This is a genomic window from Stenotrophomonas sp. P5_A9 (assembly GCF_056400525.1).
Map to the genome: position 1 here is coordinate 1 of NZ_JBFULC010000057.1, position 17,821 is coordinate 17,821.

Consider the following 17,821-nt stretch of genomic DNA (forward strand, 5'->3'; position numbering starts at 1 on the left):
GCGCATGGCTCGGCTCTACCCTTGGCCGCGCGGCATCCCGGTAGCGCCGAGCCATGCTCGGCTGCTCTTGTCTCGGCTCTACCCTCCGGGGCGCGGCATCCCGGTAGAGCCGAGCCATGCTCGGCTGCTCCTGTCTCGGCTCTACCCTCCGGGGCGCGGCATCCCGGTAGAGCCGAGCCATGCTCGGCTGCTCTTGGCGCATACCGCGCGGCGCACGCGCCCTCAGACGGCAGCCGACCAACGGTCGGCTCTACCTCAGGCGGCCGTCCACACCGCCAACTCATACCCATCCGGATCGCGGAAATGAAACCGCCGCCCGCCGGGAAAATCGAACGCCGCCCGGCAGATTTCCGCCCCGGCCGCTTCCACCCGCTGCTGCGTGGCCGCCAGGTCATCGGCATACAGAATCACCAACGGCCCACCCGCGCGCACCGGCTCGTCCGTGGTGAACCCACCGCGCAACCGGCCATCGTCGAACTCGGTATAGCCCGGGCCGTAATCGGTGAACGACCAGCCAAACACCGCCCCATAGAACGCCTTGCTGCGGGCGATATCGGCCACGTTGAATTCGATGTTGTCGATGCGGCGATCGTTGCCGTGTGCTGTGCTCATCGCTGTTCTCGTATTGAAAGGAGCACCAGCATCGCCAGTTTCCGCGCGTCTGTCTTGAACAAAACGGCCAGTCAGCCGCGCCACTGCGCGCAGAGTTCGGCCGCACCGATTCCGGCCAGCGCCCGCACTTCCCGGCTCAGGTGCGACTGGTCCGCGTAGCCACCGTCGAACGCCAGCGCCGCCAGGCTGTCGCGTGGCCGCGCCCGCGCCAAACGCAGCACCCGTTGCAGGCGCAGGATCCGCTCCAGCATCTTCGGCCCGTAGCCGAACTGCGCATGGCACAACCGGCGCAGGCTGCGCGTACTCAGCTGCAGCGCCGTAGACACCGCCGCCAGGTCCATATTCCCCGCACGCACCTGGGCAAACACCTGCGCCGCCGCGGCATCGGCCGTGCCATTGCCAGCCAGCCCGGCCAGCTCCAGCGCGAACACCTGCTGCCGCACCTCGCTATCGCCCACCGCGTTCAACCGCGCCGCCATCCGCCGCGCCCGCACGCCCAGCACGTCCTCCAACGCCACCGCCGTCCCCACGATCTCCGACAGCGGCAGCCCCAACCATGCCTGCGCCGCACCCGGCTGAAACCGCGCGCCCAACACCTGCGCACCGGGCGTCAACTGCGGGTGCGCGGCCACCACGTCCGGGCCCACCACAAACAGCCGCCCATCGCGCCAGAGAATGTCCACGCAACCATCGGGCAGCACCGCCACCTCACCGCTGTGGCCCACCGGCAGATCGCTGCGCCACAGCTGCCCGAAGCTGCCGCGCAGCGCAGCCGGCGGCGCCCACTCGCGGTAGCGACCGGTAGCCCCGGCAACGCTGGGAAGTTCCGCAGGATTAGGACGGGAAGACATGCGCGGACGATAACGCATCACCGGACGCCGGACCGAACGCGCGTTAATTCCCGGGAGCAGGTAGAGCCGAGCCATGCTCGGCTGCCCTTCGCTCCGCCCGTACCAACGCATGGTCCACGCGCCCGCCGTGCACTGAACTCCGGTGTGAACCCCGGTGTGTTCAGGCCGCAGGTCTTCGGACGCACGCACCGCGCATTGCGCGGTTGCCGAGCATGGCTCGGCACTACCAAACGCGCGTTGATCCCCAAGAGAAGCGGTTGCCGCGCATGGCTCGGCACTACCCGCCCGCGCGCTTACTCCCGAGAGAAGGGTAGAGCCGAGCCATGCTCGGCTGCTCTTCGCCACAAAAAAAGACGCCGGGCAAGCCCGGCGTCTTCAAAAATCCTGCAGCGCCACTCACTGCGCCTTGATTGCCATCGCCTGAAGCCCGGTCCCATCCAGCTTCTGCTTGGCCTCCGCCAGCTCACCCGCGCTGCCATACGGCCCCATGCGCACGCGATACACCGTCTTGCCGTTGATCTGCGCCGATTCCACCCGCGCCGCCAAACCGATCATCGCCAGCTTGGCCTTGGTCGCCTCGGCGTCGCCAGACGCACCAAACGCGCCGGCCTGCAGGATATAGCGCACGTTGCTGGCCGCCGGCTCAGCCGCCGCAGCAGCAGGCGTCGCCGCAGCAGCCGCCGGCTTCGGTGCCGCCGGAGTAGCCGCTGCCGTCTGCGCCGGCGTCGTCGCCGGAGCCGTGGTTGCTGCCGGGCGTTCCGCCACCGGGGCGGGCAGCGGGGCGGTGCTCACTGCCGCAGGCGAGGTGGTTGCGGCGGTGCTGGTCGGCGCCGGTGCCGGTGGCAACGGACGGCCTTCCAACGCCGCCTGCGCGCGCTGCGCCTCGGCCTTGGCGCGGCGCTGATCTTCCGCACGCGCGCTGGCCGCCAGCTCCGCATCGGACATTTCCACTTCCTTGCCGGGCAGCAGGGTGTAGAAGTCGTACTGCGTGGCCGGCTTGGCCGGTTCGGCAGGCTTGGCCGCCGCACCCGGCTTGGGCAGCTCCGCGCCCACGTCGGTATCGGCGTCGCTTACCGGGGCCGGCTGGGCGTTCGGGTTCGGCTGCGGGCCAACCCGCAGGAAGCCATCACCGTCGTTCTTGAACAGGTTCGGTGCCGCCAAAAACACCACGGCCGCAATCGCCACACCCGCAACCAGCCACACCCATCCCGGTGTGCCCTGGCTGCTGTTGCGCCGTGCCTGGCTCTTGCCGCGTCGTGCTGCCATTTACTGCTTCTCCACTGCTTACATTTTTTCCGGGGCGGAAACGCCCAGGACGTTCAGACCATTGGCCAGCACCTGGCGCGCCGCGCACGCCAGCGTGAGCTTGGCATTGCGCTCGGCATCGTCAGCCACCAGCACCTGCGTGCCGTGATACCACGTGTGGAAGGCGTGCGCCAATTCACGCAGATACTGCGCGATCAGGTGCGGTTCCAGCGCGATACCGGCCGCTTCCACCACTTCCGGGAAGCGCGACATTTCCACCATCAGCCACAGCGAGGCGTCGTCGCTCAGCGAGGCCATGCCGGCAAGGCCTTCGCCCGGCGTGTAGCTCAGGCCCTTCTCCTGCGCCTGGCGCAGCAGGCTGCACACCCGGGCGTGCGCATACTGCACGTAGAACACCGGGTTGTCGTTGCTCTGCGCGCGGGCCAGGTCGATATCAAAGGTCAGCTGCGAATCGGGCTTGCGCGCGATCAGGAACCAGCGGGTCGCATCGCGGCCGGCTTCTTCGATCAGGTCACGCAGGGTCAGGTAGCTGCCGGCACGCTTGGACAGCTTCACTTCTTCGCCGCCGCGCATCACCGTCACCATCTGGTGCAGCACGTATTCCGGCCAGCCCTGGGGAATGCCCACGTCCAGCGCCTGCAGGCCGGCGCGCACGCGCGCCAGCGAGCCGTGGTGGTCCGCACCCAGCTCGGTGATCGCGCGCTCATAGCCACGCTGCCACTTGCTCAGGTGGTAGGCCACGTCCGGCAGGAAGTAGGTGTAGGTGCCGTCGGACTTGCGCATCACGCGGTCCTTGTCGTCACCGAAGTCGGTCGAGCGCAGCCACAGCGCGCCGCCGTCCTCATAGGTGTGGCCGGCCGCCTGCAGCTGGGCGACGGTCTCTTCCACCTTGCCGTCCTTGTACAGCGAGCTTTCCAGGAAGTAGATGTCGAAATCCACTCCGAACGCGGCCAGGTCCTGGTTCTGCTCGTTGCGCAGGTAGGCCACCGCAAAGCGGCGGATGCCATCGAGGTTGTCCGGGTCGCGCTCGCCCACCACCGCGTGGCCTTCCAGCTCCACCGTGGCGCCGGCCAGGTAGGCGTTGGCCACGTCCTGGATGTAATCACCGCGGTAGCCCGCTTCCGGCCAGCCGGCGTCATCGGGCTTGAGCCCCTTGGCGCGCGCCTGGGTGGACAGCGCCAGGTTCTCGATCTGCACGCCGGCGTCGTTGTAGTAGAACTCGCGCTTGGCGTTCCAGCCGTTCACATCCAGCAGGCGTGCCAGGCAGTCGCCGATGGCGGCGGCGCGGCCATGGCCCACGTGCAGCGGACCGGTCGGGTTGGCCGACACATACTCCACGCCCACGGTACGGCCGTTGCCGCTCAGGTTGCGGCCGTAATCGGCGCCTTCCTTGAGCACGCTGGCCGCTTCGCGCTGGTAGGCGCTGGGGGCGAGGTGGAAATTGATGAAGCCTGGGCCGGCGATCTCAACGCGCAGCACGTCATTGCTCTTGGGCAGCGCATCCAGCAGCGCCTGGGCCAGGGCGCGCGGGTTGCTGCGCGCCGGCTTGGCCAGCAGCATCGCGGCATTGGTGGCGAAATCGCCGTGCTCACGGGTCTTCGGGCGTTCGACCACGAATTCCGGGGTCAGGGTATCGGCCGGCAGAGTGCCGTTGGCGCGCAAGGCTTCGATGCCTTGGCTGATCAGGGCGCGGAGGAGATTTTTCACAAGGCCTGCTTTGGGACTGGAGCGGCGGAATCGGCAATTTTAGCCTAGATGGCGGGCCGATCCATTGAACGGGAGTGGGGCAGGGGGCTTGAGGGGCCTTGGGGCCGCTTTCGGGGCTCCGGACAGGGGTATTTGGGCTGACTGGGACGTTCAGCCCCGAAAGGAGAGGGTGGGTTCGAGCCAGCCTCGTTCAGCCATGGAGACGGGGGTGCCTTCGCCTACTACTACGTGGTCCAGAAGGCGGACTCCTACCAAAGGCAGGGCTTTTTCCAGATGACGGGTGATATCGCGGTCGGCAGCGGACGGTTCGGCGCTGCCAGAAGGGTGGTTGTGACCGATGATCACGGCTGCCGCGTTATGGAACAGGGCGCGGCGTGCCACTTCGCGCGGGTAGACCGCCGCCGCATCGATCGTGCCGTTGAAGAGTTCCTCGAACGCCAGCATGTGGTTGCGGGTGTTCAAGAACATGACGGCGAAGACCTCATGGGGGCGCCCGCGAAGCCGCTGCTTGAAGTAGCGCATGGCTGTCTTGGGATCGCACATGCCTTCACCCAGGTCCAACTTTGCACGCAAATGGCGGTCGGCCAGTTCCAGTGCGGCGACCAGCTTGCAAGCCCGTGCCGGGCCGAGCCCTGGCAGTCTCCTCAGCTTCTGCGCGCTCATATCAAGCAATAGGCGCAGTGGGCCATGTTCCTTGAGGAGAAGGCGTGCGTTCTCCATGACGTCCAAGCCCTTACAGCCGGTGCCCATGAACAGGGCAAGCAACTCAGCATCCGAAAGCGCTGCTGGGCCACGCGCCAGTAGCTTCTCGCGCGGTTGCTCGTCCTTGGGCCAGTCTTTGATTGCCATGGCTCAAGTGTCGAGAAGCACGTATGCCCAGCCAATCAGACTATGCCGCGTCGTCTGATAAGGATTGCGCGTGGGCACAATTGGTGGCTGTTCGGCAGGCTGTTTGATCCAGTCAAAAACAATGATATTTCTACAGATATGCGGAGAGGATGCTATTGAAATTGGCTAGCCGCTCTGCAATAGCTACGTCCTCAGTCCATTAAAAGTCGCACATACCGCGCATACAAAAAGCTCTGGTTCCGCGCCCGCCCCGTCGTCTCCTCCAACACCCCCGCCACCTGCAATCCATTGATAGCCTTCGCCGCAGTAGGCGCACTCACCTCCAGCACCTGTGCTGCCCGATCAATGTTGATTCTCGGCATGGTCGGAAGCAGCTCGAACAACCGAAGCGTCGCCAACGTACTGGTACCCAGTGCAAGCACACGCTTGCGATCCTCGGCGATGCACGCGGCAAGGGCAACGATGCTGCTTTGCGCCTCGTCGGCAGCGGCCTCCACGGCCTCCAGGAAGAAGCTCACCCAGCCTTCCCAGTCACCGTCCTTCCGAATGGCGGAAAGCCGGTCGTAGTACACCCGCTGGTGTCGTTTGAGGTAACCAGACACATACAGCAACGGCTCGGGCATCAGCTTCCACTCTTCCAACAGCATGGCGATGAGCAGGCGCCCAATGCGGCCGTTGCCGTCCAGGAAGGGATGGATGGTTTCGAATTGCGCATGCACCAAGGCCACGCGCACCAAGGGCGGCAACGCGTGCTCTGGCTGGTGGATATAGCGCTCCAGCGCGCTCAGCGCGGGCCCCACTTCCTGAGCGGGCGGCGGAACGAAACTCGCATTGCCTGGCCGGCTTCCCCCTATCCAGTTCTGTGTAGTGCGCACGGCACCAGGTTGCTTGGTGGCGCCACGCACGCCCGTCATCAGCATCCGGTGGGATTCGGTCAGCAGCCGTAGTGATACCGGCAGACCGGTAGGGCTGCGCAGCTGCTCGCGCGCGTAGTTGAATGCCAGCAGGTAGTTCGTAACCTCTTCCACATCCTGGGCGTTGGTCACCGTCATACCGGCTTCCTCATCCAGCACGTCGGTCAAGGTGGCCTGGGTGCCTTCCAGCTGCGAGGTAAGCAAGGCCTCCTTACGAATGGCGGCATAGATCAGCCAGTTGCTGGAGGCCACCAGCCCGGCCATGCCGGACAACCGCGTCAGCGCCACCTCGGCGCGGGCGTTCTGTTCGACGTAGGCGGTTGGGGAAAGCACGGGATCACCGGGCGGGAGGGCGTGAGGTACGAACGCGCGAACGTTCTCGCCGCCAACGGCGGTTGTGGCGTAGGTCCCAGTGATGCGTGGCATGACAAAGGTTCCTTTAGATACGGTTTCAGCTGCGAAAGAAATCTTTCCCAGCTGCGGACGTTATTAAAGCATCCTTTTTTAACGACTAAAACCACGGGGCTCACATCCCTTGGTCGGCACCCTGGCGCAGGCAGTTCATCTACTGACAGCAGCCAGCAGTCATAGAGAGGCAGCTCAGCTCTTCATGACCAAAAACACCCCCCTCATGCCCCTGAGGCATGAGCCGCCCACACCCCATCAGGTAAGCTAATCGCCTCAGTTCGACAGGAAATTCGCAGGTGGCTGACTCCCCCCAGGCTTCTCCGGCGTCCGCGCGCCCGCTGCAAGGCCAGAAGCTGTTGTTGTGCGTAGGGGGCGGCATCGCCGCCTACAAGTCGCTGGAACTGGTGCGTCGCCTGCGCGATGCCGGGGCCCAGGTGCAGGTCGCCATGACTGCCGGGGCCCAGCAGTTCGTCACTCCGCTGAGCTTCCAGGCCCTGTCCGGCCAGCCCACCCGCACCACCCTGTGGGACAGCGCCGCCGAGCAGGCCATGAGCCACATCGAGCTGGCCCGCTGGGCCGATCGCATCGTGGTGGCCCCGGCCACCGCCGATCTGCTGGCCCGGCTGGCCCACGGCAACGCCGATGACCTGGTCACCACGCTGTGCCTGGCCACCACCGCGCCGCTTACCGTGTGCCCGGCCATGAACCACCGCATGTGGCAGCACCCGGCCACGCAGGCCAACATCAGCCTGCTGCGCCAGCGCGGCGCGCAGGTGATCGGGCCGGAAGACGGCCCGCTGGCCGAAGGCGAATCCGGCCCGGGCCGGCTTACCGAACCCAATGCGATTGTTGCGGCACTGGCCGCGCTGCAGGCGCCGGCCGGTGGCGACGCCGCGCCCGAGCAGCAACTCAAGGGCCTGCGCGTGGTCATCAGCGCCGGCCCCACTTATGAAGACCTGGACCCGGTGCGCTACGTGGGCAACCGCAGCAGCGGCAAGATGGGCTATGCGCTGGCTGCCGCGGCCGTGCGCCAAGGCGCGCAGGTGGTGCTGGTGAGTGGCCCGGTGCAGCTGCCCACCCCGGCCGGGGTGCAGCGGGTGGACGTGCGCTCGGCCGCGCAGATGCGCGAGGCGGTGCTGGGCGCGCTGCCGGCCGACATCTATATAGGCGCGGCCGCAGTGTCCGATTACACCCCGCGCCAGGTGGCCCCGCAGAAATTGAAGAAGACCGCCGGCACCCAGACCCTCACGCTGGAGCTGGTGCGTACACCGGACATCCTGGCCGAGGTGGCTGCGCAGACCAACGCGCTGAAGCTGGTGGTCGGCTTTGCCGCCGAAACCCATGATGTGGAGAAGTACGCGCGCGGCAAGCTGGTGGACAAGCGCCTGGACCTGGTGATTGCCAACCAGGTGGGTATCGCCACCGGCGGTTTTGAAAGCGATGAAAACGCGGCCACGGCCTACTGGCAGGGCGGCGAACAGGTGTTCCCCGGCACCTCCAAGGCGCTGCTGGCCGAACAACTGTTGTCCCTGATTGCCCAGAGGTTGCACGCATGAGCGTTGATTCCACCCTTCAGCCGTTGCAGGTCAAGCTGCTCGACCCGCGCTTCGGCGATACCTGGCCGCTGCCGGCCTACGCCACCGAGCACAGCGCCGGGCTGGACCTGCGCGCGGCGCTGGAGACCGAGCTCACCCTGCAGCCGGGCGATACCGCGCTGATTCCCAGCGGTATCGCCATCCACATCGCCGACCCGAACCTGGCCGCCGTGGTGCTGCCGCGCTCCGGGCTGGGCCATCGCCACGGCATCGTGCTGGGCAACGGCACCGGGCTGATCGACGCCGATTACCAGGGCCCGCTGCTGATCAGCGCGTGGAACCGTGGCCGCGAGCCCTTCACGCTGCAGCCGGGTGACCGCATCGCGCAGCTGGTTGTGTTGCCGATTGCACGCGTGAGCCTGCAGGTAGTGGATACTTTCACCGACAGCGCCAGGGGAACGGGTGGATTCGGCCATACCGGGGTGCGCTGACAGGGGGAAGTGTTCATGAGCAAGGCAACGGCGGATGGACAACCGCGATTGGCAAGCAAGCGCACCGGCCCGCTGTTGGTGGCCGCGCTGGTGCTGCTGGGGCTGTGGTTCGGCTGGAGTGCGGTGCGGCAATGGCGGCAGGCCTCGGTGGGCACGTCGCTGGAGCAGTCGCGCGATGAAATCGTCACCGGGGTGGATGCGGCGCTGAACGGCCAGTTGGCGCAGCTGCGCAAGCTGGTCAAGAGCGAGCGGGTCACCACGGCACTGGCCAATAGCGATGCCGAAGCGACCGCCGTGGCCATCCGCGAAGGCTGGCCGGGTACCGAAGACGTGCAGGTGCTGCTGGCCACCCTGGATCAGGCCTATGCCGATCCGAAGGCGTTTGGCTACTCGCGCCTGGCCCTGCTGGAAGCGGCCAATGCCGGAGACAGCGTGGTGGCCCGTGTGGTGCGCGATGCCGGCGGCCAGCGCCTGGGCCTGGCCGCGCCGGTGGTGCTGGGTACGCAGGGGCCGGCGCTGGTGTACGTGCGCCAGCCGCTGCTGCGCCTGACCGCCACCTTCGACCAGGTGCGCGTGCCCGATGAAGGCTACCTGGCGCTGCGCCAGGGCAACCACAACGTGATCGAACAGGGCAGCGTCGCGCTGGCCGACGGCGCCGAGGCGCTGGCCCGTCCGCTCGGCAAGAGCGGGCTGCGCCTGGCGGCGGCCGTGCCGGATATCGAACCGGGCCCGCTTGGTTTGGGTGGCATTCCCAGTGCGATCGTGGCGGTGCTGCTGCTGGCGATCGCCGCGATGCTGCAGTTCGGCAAGGGCAGGGTGCCGTTGCCGCGTCGCCGCGCGTCCAAGGAGGCCGACGTGGAAGAGGGCCCCACCCTGCGCGAAAGCCTGGACCAGATTCCGCTGGCGGTGGTGCCGGCCGTGGCCGAAGGCGCGCCGCCGCCGATGCCCGGCGTGGTGGGCCAGGACGTGCCGGCCGATATCTTCCGGGCTTATGACATCCGTGGTGTGGTCGGGCGTGAGCTGACCCCGCAGGTGGCCGCGCTGATCGGCCAGGCGATCGGCTCGGTGATGCAGGTGGAAGGCCTGCGCGAGATCGTGGTCGGCCGTGATGGCCGCTTGTCCGGTCCGGAACTCACCGGCGCGCTGATCGAAGGCCTGCGCCGTGCCGGCTGCGATGTGATCGATATCGGTCTGGCGCCGACGCCGGTGGTGTACTTCGCCAGCTACCACCTGCGCGCGGGCAGCTGCGTGGCGGTGACCGGCAGCCACAATCCGGCGGACTACAACGGCTTCAAGATCGTGGTCGGCGGCGAGACGCTGTCCGGCGATGCCATCACCGAGCTGTACCAGCGCATCCGCGACGGCCAGCTGCATGTGGCCGCCGAGCCGGGCAGCCTGCAGCAGCGCGAGGTCAACGCCGATTACATCCAGCGCATCGCCGATGACGTGCAGCTGGACCGTCCGCTGAAGGTGGTGGCCGACGCCGGCAACGGCGTGGCCGGTGAACTGGCGCAGCCGCTGCTGGAGGCGATCGGGGCCGAGGTCATTCCGCTGTACTGCGATGTGGATGGCACGTTCCCCAATCATCATCCGGACCCTAGCGACCCGCACAACCTGGAAGATCTGATCCAGACGGTGAAGCGTTTCGATGCGGATATCGGCCTGGCCTTCGACGGCGATGGCGACCGCCTGGGCGTGGTCACCCGCGAGGGCAAGATCATCTACGCCGACCGGCTGTTGATGTTGTTCGCCGCCGATGTGCTGATGCGCAACCCGGGCGCGCTGGTGATCTACGACGTGAAGTGCAGCGGCAAGCTGTCCGATTACGTGCTGCGCAACGGCGGCAGCCCGTTGATGTGGAAGACCGGGCACTCGCTGATGAAGGCGAAGATGCGCGAAACCGATGCCGAGCTGGCCGGCGAGATGAGCGGGCACTTCTTCTTCAAGGAGCGCTGGTTCGGTTTCGACGATGGCCTGTACGCGGCCGCGCGGCTGCTGGAAATCCTGGCCCAGCGCGAGGAGACGCCGTCGGAGATCTTCGAGGAACTACCCGACGCGGTGTCTACCCCGGAGCTGAAGGTGCCGGTGGAATCAGGCACCCCGCACGCGCTGGTGTCGCTGTTCGTGTCGGCCGCGCAGGTGGAGGACTCGCCGTTCGCCGGCGCGCGCCTGGCCACCATCGACGGTCTGCGCGCCGATTTCCCGGACGGCTGGGGCCTGCTGCGCGCGTCCAACACCACCCCGGTGCTGGTGCTGCGCTTCGAGGCCGATGACGAAGCCGCGCTGGAGCGCATCAAGGCCCTGTTCCGCGAACAGCTGCAGCCGCTGCTGCCGGGTGTGGCGCTGGGGTTCTGAGGGAAAGGCAGCCGAGCATGGCTCGGCTCTACCGATGCACGCGCAGTCCGGCGCGCCACGATCAACGCTCGTGACCCATCAAGGCGCGCGAACCCCAAGGTAGAGCCGAGCCATGCTCGGCTGCCCTCCCGCCCGCGATTACGATCGTTGGTCACGACGCGCCTGCATTCGCGCGCATTGCGATTGCGACCGTTGGTCGTCGCGCAGGCATTGGCGTGCATTGGGATTACAACCGTTGGTCATGGCGCGCGGGCATGGCGCGCATCGGTATTACTACCGTTGGTCGTGTCGGGGTTCTGAGGGAACGGCAGCCGAGCATGGCTCGGCTCTACCGATGCGTGCGCATTCCCGCGCGCCACGATCAACGCTCGTGACCCATCAAGGCGCACGAACCCCAAGGTAGAGCCGAGCCATGCTCGGCTGCCCTCCCGCCCGCGACTACGATCATTGGTCACGACGTGCCTGCATTCGCGCGCATTGCGATTGCGACCGTTGGTCGTCGCGCAGGCATTGGCGTGCATTGGGATTACAACCGTTGGTAATGGCGCGCGGGCATGGCGCGCATCGGGATTACGACCGTTGGTTGTGTCGGGGTTCTGAGGGAAAGGCAGCCGAGCATGGCTCGGCTCTACCGATGCGCGCGCAGTCCGGCGCGCCACGATCAACGATCGTGACCCATCAAGGCGCACGAACCCCAAGGTAGAGCCGAGCCATGCTCGGCTGCCCTCCCGCCTCACCCCTTGAAGCGCAGCCCCACCCCAGGTTCGGTGAACAGGTACCGCGAATCCAGCGCCGAATCGCCCAGCTTGTGCCGTAATTTGCCCACCAGGATGCGCAGGTAATGCGTGTCGTGCTGGTGCGTCGGCCCCCAGATTTCCTGCAGGATCTGCGGCTGGGTCACCACCCGCCCGGCATTTCGCAGCAGCAGCGACAACAGCGCGTATTCCTTGCGGGTCAGGGCCACCGGCGCGCCGTCCAGGTGCACTTCGCGCCGCACCAGGTCGATATGCAGGTGCCCGTCGTCGAACTGCGGCAGCACGCCCTCGCTGGATACCGTGCGCGAGCGCAGCAGTGCCCGCACGCGTGCCATCAGCTCCTGCGTGCCGAACGGCTTGGTCACGTAGTCGTTGGCGCCGTTGTCCAGCGCCCGCACTTTTTCGGTCTCGCTGGCGCGCACGGTGAGCATGATCACCGGCACCTGGCTCCACTGGCGCAGCTCGGCCAGTACGTCGTGCCCTTCCATGTCCGGCAGGCCGATATCCAGGATCACCAGGTCCGCGCCCTCGCTCACCAGCGCTTCCAACCCGGCCTGGCCGGTGGCGGCCTGCACCACGCGGTAGCCCTGCGCGCGCAGGCTGATGTCGAGGAAGCGACGGATCTGCGCTTCGTCATCGATCACCAGCACGCGGGCCGGGGGCACGCCTTGGGTGGGGTCAGGATTCGTCGTCGTCATCGTCAGGGTGGGGTTGCAGCAGGGGCAGCGTGATGCGGATCAGGGTACCGCGTCCGTCGCGCCCCGGCAGCGCCTGCACGCTGCCGCCATGCGCGCCGATCATGCCCTGGCAGATGGTCAGTCCCAGCCCGGTGCCATGCCGGCCCCGGTCGCCGCGCTCCACGCTGTAGAACATGTCGAAAATGCGGGCGCGCTCGTCATCGGGAATGCCCGGCCCGGCGTCCAGCACGTCGATGCGCAGCTCGCCCTCCACCAGCCGCGCCTGCACTTCCACCGCCGCGCCGGGCGGCGAGAACTTGGCCGCGTTCTCCATCACGTTGAACACCGCCTGCTCCACCAGCGCCGGGTGCACCCAGATCGGGGCCAGCGTGGCCGGGATATCGAGTTTGAGCTGCACCTCCGGCTGATACCGCTGCAGCCGCCGCGCGGCCGATCCCACCAGCTCGTCCACGCCGATCCAGTCGCGGTTGATCTGCAGGCCTTCGTGGCCCAGCCGGGTCATGTCCAGCAGGTTCTGGATGTAGCGGTCCAGCCGCTCGCCTTCCACCAGGATGGTGTCCAGCAGGGCGCGGCGATCCTGCGCGTCCATCGCATCGGCATAGCTGCTCAGGCTGTCGGCTGAGCCGATCATCGCCGCCAGCGGCGAGCGCAGGTCGTGCGATACCGAGGACAGCAGTGCCGAGCGCAGGCGCTCGGTCTCGTTGCTCACGTGCGCCTTTTCCAGGTCGGCTACCAGCTGCGTGCGCAGCGCGGCCTGGGCGATGTCATCCACCATCGCCTCGGCCAGCTGGCGTTGCTCGGGGGTGAGGCGCGGCGCACTCCGCGCGAAGCGCATGCCGGCCACGCCGATGGCGCGGTCGTCGCCGTCCAGCAGTGGCAGGAACCACCATTCCGCGCCGGCCAGCGTATCGGTGAAGCGGCCACTGGGCTGGCCGTGGCGCCGCGCCCAGTCGGCGGCGGCCAGGTCGGTGTCGCCCGGTGCGGCGCTGCCGCTGGTGCTGGTGTCCTGGCCGATGCGCAGCCACGCCGGTGCGTCCATCGCCTGTTCCAGCGCCTCGCGCCCGGCTTGCGCCACCTCTTCGTTGCTGGCCGCACGGGTCAGCTGCCGGCCAAGCGCTTGGCGCGCATTGGCGTGGCGGTTGGACGCACGCAGCGCCACCACCTGCATGCGCAGCCGCGAGGCCAGGCGGCCAGCCACCAGCGCGGCAGCCAGGAACAGGAACACGGTGATCACGCCCTGGCGCGCGCTGATCGCAAAGGTGAAGCGTGGAGCGATGAAGAAGAAGTTGTAGGCCAGGAAACACAGGGCCGCGGCGATCACCGCCGCACTGGTGCGGCTGCGCGCGGCCACCATCACCACCGCCACGATGAACACCATCGACAGGTCGTACAGCCCCACCCAGCGCTCGGCAATCAGCGCCACCAGGCAGGCCAGCGCCGTGGCGCCCACCGCCAGCAACGTGTCCTGGCCGGTGCTGCGGGTGGGGATCGTCAGCCCGGCACGCCGCGCGCGAGCGCGCGCCTGCGGGGTGCCGATGATGGTGATCTCGTAGTGCGCACCGCGCTGGATCAGCTGCTGGGTGAGGGTGCGGTTGAGCATCCGCGCGAACGGGCGCTCGCGGGTGCGGCCCAGCACCAGCGTGGACACGCTGTTGTGCGCGGCGTGGTCCAGCAGCGCATCGGCGATGCTGGAGCCGTGCAGTAGTTCGGCCTCGCCACCGAGGCGGCGCGCGAGCGCGAAGGCGGCATCGATCTCGCGCCGGGTGTCTTCGTCGTTGCGCCGGCCCTGCACGGTCACCACCGTCCATGGCGCATCACGGCGCTCGGCGATGCGCCGGCCCACGCGCACCAGGTACTCGCTCTGGCCACCGCCATCGATGGCCAACAGCACGCGCCGGCGCAGCGGCAGGTTGGCCTCGCCACGTGCGGCGCGGGTCTCGCGCAGGCTGCTGTCCACGCGGTCGGCCGCTTCCTGCATGGCCAGTTCGCGCAGCGCGGTGAGGTTGGCCGGCGAGAAGAACGCCTGCAGGGCTTGCGCTGCCTGCTCAGGTACGTACACCTTGCCCTGCTGCAGGCGCTCGATCAGTTCGCGCGGCGGAATGTCCACCAGCACGATGTCGTGCAGGCGGTCGAGCACCGCATCGGGCACGGTCTCGGTGACGCGCACGCCGGTGATGCGCATCACCACGTCGTTGAGGCTTTCCAGGTGCTGGATGTTGACCGTGGTCCAGACATCGATGCCGGCTTCCAGCAGTTCTTCCACGTCCTGCCAGCGGCGCTCGTGGCGGCTGCCGGGGACGTTGCGGTGGGCCAGCTCATCCACCAGCACCAGCGCCGGGTGGCGGGCCAGCACCGCGTCCAGGTCCATCTCGCCCAGCACGTGCTGCTGGTAGTCGCGCTGCACCAGCGGCACCTGCGGCAGGCCCTCCAGCAACGCAGCGGTCTCGGCGCGGCCGTGCGTTTCCACCAGCCCTACCACCACATCCACGCCGCGACGCAGCTGTTCGTGCGCGCGGCTGAGCATGCTGAAGGTCTTGCCTACGCCCGGGGCGGCACCGAGGAACACGGTGAGCTTGCCGCCGGCTTCGCGTTGCAGGCGTTCAACCAGGGCATCGGCCTGGCGGGTACGTGGGTCGCTCATGGGTGGCGATTGTGCACCGGCCGATGCGATCCCCGCATCACGGGGCCGCCTTGAGGTCATCCAGCGCCAGGTTGAGCGTCATCACGTTGACCCGCGGCTGACCGAACACGCGCCACTGCGGGCCCTGCGTGTTGGCCTTCACCAGTGCAGTCACGCGCTCGGGCGGCAACCCGCGGCTGCGGGCCACGCGGGCGATCTGCAGCTGCGCGGCGGCGGGCGACAGCTCCGGGTCCATGCCCGCGCCGGACTGGGTCACCAGGTCGCTGGGCACCTGCGCCGGGGCCACGCCTTCGCGCGCGGCCACCGCGGCGATGCTGGCCTGCACGCGTTCCTGCAGCGCCGGATTGGTCCGGGCCAGGTTGCTGCCGGCCGCGGCCATCGGGTCGTAGTTGGCCGCCGACGGGCGCGCCTGGAAGTAGCCATCGCCGGTGAACGGCTGCGCGATCAGCTGTGAGCCGCGCACCTGGCCATCGCGGATGAGCAGGCTGCCATCGGCCTGCGCGGGGAACAGCAGCCGGCTGGCACCGGTCGCGGCCAGCGCATAGGCCAGGCCGAGCAGCAGCAGGCTGACCAGGCCCAGCATCAGCGCCGGGCGCCATGCGCCGTGCTGCTGCAGGGTGGCCGCCCGCGCGGCAGGGGCGCGCGCGGCGCGGGGCAGGGAGGTTGCAAGTGAGCGGTTCATGCGCCGAATACCGAGACAAGGAAGAGGTCGATCAACTTGATGGCCGCAAACGGCAGCAGCACGCCGCCGAGGCCGTACACCAGCATGTTCCGGCGCAGCAGCGCGGTGGCCGTGGCCGGGCGGAAGCGCACCCCGCGCAGCGCCAGCGGAATCAGCGCCGGAATCACCAGCGCGTTGAAAATCAGCGCCGCCAGCACCGCATTGCGCGGGCTGGACAGGTGCATCACGTTCAATGCCGCCATGGCCGGCAGGGTGGAGGCGAACAGCGCCGGCAGGATCGCGAAGTACTTGGACACATCGTTGGCCAGCGAGAAGGTGGTCAGCGCACCGCGCGTGATCAGCTGCTGCTTGCCCACTTCCACCACCGCCAGCAGCTTGGCCGGATCCGAATCCAGATCGACCATGTTGCCGGCTTCCTTGGCCGCCTGCGTACCGGAGTTCATCGCCAGGCCGATGTCGGCCTGGGCCAGCGCCGGGGCGTCGTTGGTGCCGTCGCCCACCATCGCCACCAGCCGCCCGCCGGCCTGCTCGGCCCGGATGCGCGCCAGCTTGTCTTCCGGGCGGGCCTCGGCGATGTAGTCGTCCACGCCAGCTTCGGCAGCAATGGCGGCGGCCGTGAGCGGGTTGTCGCCGGTGATCATCACCGTGCGGATGCCCATCGCGCGCAGCTGCGCGAACTTCTCGCGCATGCCGTGCTTGACCACGTCCGACAGCTCGATCACGCCCAGCACGTGGCGCCCTTCGCACACCACCAGCGGGGTGGCACCGTTGCGCGCCACCTGCTCCACGCGGCCCGGCAGTTCGGCCGGCACGATGCCGCCCAGCTCACGCACATAGGCGCTGATCGAGTCGGCCGCGCCCTTGCGGATGCGCCGTCCGCCGTCCAGGTCCACGCCGGACATGCGGGTCTGCGCAGAGAAGGCCAGGTAATCGGCGCGGTCCGGTTCGGTGGTGGTGCAGCCTTGTTCGCGCGCCAGGCGCACGATCGATTTGCCTTCCGGGGTCGGGTCGGCCAGCGAGGACAACAGCGCCGCTTCACGCAGCTGCGGCGCGTCGATCCCGGCCAGTGCATGGAAGTGCGTGGCCTGGCGGTCGCCGTAGGTGATGGTGCCGGTCTTGTCCAGCAGCAGCACGTCCACGTCACCGGCCACTTCCACCGCCTTGCCCGACTTGGCCAGCACGTTGGCGGCCAGCGCCCGGTTCATGCCGGCGATGCCGATGGCCGGCAGCAGCCCGCCGATGGTGGTGGGAATCAGGCACACCAACAGCGCGATCAGCAGCAGCGGGTCCACCCGCACGCCGACGAACGCACCGATCGCCGGCAGCGTGGCCACCACGATCAGGAAGGTAAGCGTCATCGCCGCCAGCAGCAGGGTCAGCGCGACCTCGTTGGGGGTCTTCTGGCGGTTTGCGCCTTCCACCAGCGCGATCATCCGGTCCAGGAAGCTGTGGCCCGGCTCGGCGGTGATGCGCACGATGATCTGGTCCGACAGCACCTTGGTACCGCCGATTACGCCGCTGCGGTCGGTGCCGGCCTCGCGCAGCACCGGCGCCGATTCACCGGTCACCGCCGCTTCGTTGATGGTGGCCAGGCCCTGCACGATCTCGCCATCGGCGGGAATCAATTCGCCGGCGCTGACGATCACATGGTCGCCCGGGCGCAGCTCGGCGGCCGGTACCTGGGTCTCGCTGGCCCCGGCATGCGCGGCGGCCAGCCGACGCGCGCTCAGGTCCTGCCGCGCCCGCCGCAGCGAGGCGGCCTGGCCACGCCCGCGCGCCTCGGCCACCGCTTCGGCGAAATTGCCGAACAGCACGGTCAGCAGCAGTATCGCGGTGACCGCCAGGCCGAAACCCAGCGGTGCGTTGCCGCTCAGGGTGACCGCCAGGCTGACCACGGTGCCGGCCATCACCACCGCCATCACCGGGCTGTGCAGCAGGTGGCGGGGCGAGAGCTTGATCACCGCATCGCGCAGGGCGCGGCGCCAGCCGGCCGCATCGAGCAGGCGCTGGCGGCGGTGGGAAGAAACGTTCAAGGGATAGGTACTCATGGGGTCACA

13 protein-coding genes are annotated in these 17,821 nt (G+C 68.1%); 3 read left to right on the forward strand and 10 right to left on the reverse strand.

Annotated elements, in window-relative coordinates:
* Window positions 1-255: 255 nt before the first annotated feature.
* The 6 genes from AC1DR7_RS16165 to AC1DR7_RS16190 all read right to left on the reverse strand — a co-directional run bounded on the left by AC1DR7_RS16165 (window position 256) and on the right by AC1DR7_RS16190 (window position 6,625).
* On the reverse strand, window positions 256-612 hold the full coding sequence (locus AC1DR7_RS16165) for a VOC family protein (RefSeq protein ID WP_457321669.1): 357 nt from the start codon (window positions 610-612) through the stop codon (window positions 256-258).
* A 71-nt stretch (window positions 613-683) separates the two neighbouring features.
* On the reverse strand, window positions 684-1,463 hold the full coding sequence (locus AC1DR7_RS16170; protein ID WP_457321671.1) for a helix-turn-helix domain-containing protein: 780 nt from the start codon (window positions 1,461-1,463) through the stop codon (window positions 684-686).
* Window positions 1,464-1,859: 396 nt separating this feature from the next.
* Entirely contained in the window at window positions 1,860-2,729 is an 870-nt protein-coding gene (locus AC1DR7_RS16175) for an SPOR domain-containing protein (protein ID WP_478052224.1), read from the reverse strand.
* Window positions 2,730-2,747: 18 nt separating this feature from the next.
* Window positions 2,748-4,436: an arginine--tRNA ligase gene (argS, locus tag AC1DR7_RS16180; protein WP_256777003.1), complete on the reverse strand. Its 1,689-nt coding sequence runs from the start codon at window positions 4,434-4,436 to the stop codon at window positions 2,748-2,750.
* Between the two features lie 150 nt (window positions 4,437-4,586).
* Window positions 4,587-5,285, reverse strand: coding sequence for a RadC family protein (gene radC, locus AC1DR7_RS16185; RefSeq protein ID WP_478051270.1), 699 nt, complete (start codon window positions 5,283-5,285; stop codon window positions 4,587-4,589).
* Window positions 5,286-5,476: 191 nt separating this feature from the next.
* The gene (locus AC1DR7_RS16190; RefSeq protein WP_478051271.1) at window positions 5,477-6,625 is read right to left on the reverse strand and encodes a Fic family protein; all 1,149 of its coding nucleotides are present in this window, start codon (window positions 6,623-6,625) and stop codon (window positions 5,477-5,479) included.
* Window positions 6,626-6,903: 278 nt separating this feature from the next.
* Between AC1DR7_RS16190 and coaBC the strand changes: the two genes are divergently transcribed.
* The 3 genes from coaBC to AC1DR7_RS16205 are packed head-to-tail and all read left to right on the forward strand — an operon-like array spanning window position 6,904 to window position 10,988.
* A complete protein-coding gene (gene coaBC, locus AC1DR7_RS16195; RefSeq protein ID WP_457319966.1) occupies window positions 6,904-8,163 on the forward strand; it encodes a bifunctional phosphopantothenoylcysteine decarboxylase/phosphopantothenate--cysteine ligase CoaBC in 1,260 nt (419 codons plus the stop codon).
* Entirely contained in the window at window positions 8,160-8,633 is a 474-nt protein-coding gene (dut, locus tag AC1DR7_RS16200) for a dUTP diphosphatase (RefSeq protein WP_038690973.1), read from the forward strand. Before coaBC ends, dut begins: the two co-directional genes overlap by 4 nt.
* A gap of 15 nt (window positions 8,634-8,648) precedes the next feature.
* A complete protein-coding gene (locus AC1DR7_RS16205; protein WP_457319970.1) occupies window positions 8,649-10,988 on the forward strand; it encodes a phosphomannomutase/phosphoglucomutase in 2,340 nt (779 codons plus the stop codon).
* A gap of 733 nt (window positions 10,989-11,721) precedes the next feature.
* Here the strand turns inward: AC1DR7_RS16205 and AC1DR7_RS16210 are convergent.
* Genes AC1DR7_RS16210 through kdpB form a run of 4 tightly spaced genes read right to left on the reverse strand, consistent with a single transcriptional unit; the run spans window position 11,722 to window position 17,812 of the window.
* A complete protein-coding gene (locus tag AC1DR7_RS16210; RefSeq protein WP_457319239.1) occupies window positions 11,722-12,441 on the reverse strand; it encodes a response regulator transcription factor in 720 nt (239 codons plus the stop codon).
* Window positions 12,422-15,082, reverse strand: coding sequence for an ATP-binding protein (locus AC1DR7_RS16215; protein ID WP_457319240.1), 2,661 nt, complete (start codon window positions 15,080-15,082; stop codon window positions 12,422-12,424). The genes AC1DR7_RS16210 and AC1DR7_RS16215 overlap by 20 nt, the downstream gene beginning before the upstream one ends.
* Before the next feature lie 37 nt (window positions 15,083-15,119).
* On the reverse strand, window positions 15,120-15,764 hold the full coding sequence (gene kdpC / locus AC1DR7_RS16220; RefSeq protein ID WP_256777505.1) for a potassium-transporting ATPase subunit KdpC: 645 nt from the start codon (window positions 15,762-15,764) through the stop codon (window positions 15,120-15,122).
* A complete protein-coding gene (kdpB, locus tag AC1DR7_RS16225; protein WP_457319241.1) occupies window positions 15,761-17,812 on the reverse strand; it encodes a potassium-transporting ATPase subunit KdpB in 2,052 nt (683 codons plus the stop codon). Before kdpB ends, kdpC begins: the two co-directional genes overlap by 4 nt.
* Window positions 17,813-17,821 lie beyond the last annotated feature (9 nt).

What these genes read in the sequence shown, in the direction of transcription:
- AC1DR7_RS16165 (WP_457321669.1), bottom strand. Translation starts at nt 612, where the DNA reads ATGAGCACAGCACACGGCAACGATCGCCGCATCGACAACATCGAATTC.
- AC1DR7_RS16170 (WP_457321671.1), bottom strand. Translation starts at nt 1,463, where the DNA reads ATGTCTTCCCGTCCTAATCCTGCGGAACTTCCCAGCGTTGCCGGGGCT.
- AC1DR7_RS16175 (WP_478052224.1), bottom strand. Translation starts at nt 2,729, where the DNA reads ATGGCAGCACGACGCGGCAAGAGCCAGGCACGGCGCAACAGCAGCCAG.
- radC (WP_478051270.1), bottom strand. Translation starts at nt 5,285, where the DNA reads ATGGCAATCAAAGACTGGCCCAAGGACGAGCAACCGCGCGAGAAGCTA.
- AC1DR7_RS16190 (WP_478051271.1), bottom strand. Translation starts at nt 6,625, where the DNA reads ATGCCACGCATCACTGGGACCTACGCCACAACCGCCGTTGGCGGCGAG.
- dut (WP_038690973.1), top strand. Translation starts at nt 8,160, where the DNA reads ATGAGCGTTGATTCCACCCTTCAGCCGTTGCAGGTCAAGCTGCTCGAC.
- AC1DR7_RS16205 (WP_457319970.1), top strand. Translation starts at nt 8,649, where the DNA reads ATGAGCAAGGCAACGGCGGATGGACAACCGCGATTGGCAAGCAAGCGC.
- AC1DR7_RS16210 (WP_457319239.1), bottom strand. Translation starts at nt 12,441, where the DNA reads ATGACGACGACGAATCCTGACCCCACCCAAGGCGTGCCCCCGGCCCGC.
- AC1DR7_RS16215 (WP_457319240.1), bottom strand. Translation starts at nt 15,082, where the DNA reads ATGAGCGACCCACGTACCCGCCAGGCCGATGCCCTGGTTGAACGCCTG.
- kdpC (WP_256777505.1), bottom strand. Translation starts at nt 15,764, where the DNA reads ATGAACCGCTCACTTGCAACCTCCCTGCCCCGCGCCGCGCGCGCCCCT.
- kdpB (WP_457319241.1), bottom strand. Translation starts at nt 17,812, where the DNA reads ATGAGTACCTATCCCTTGAACGTTTCTTCCCACCGCCGCCAGCGCCTG.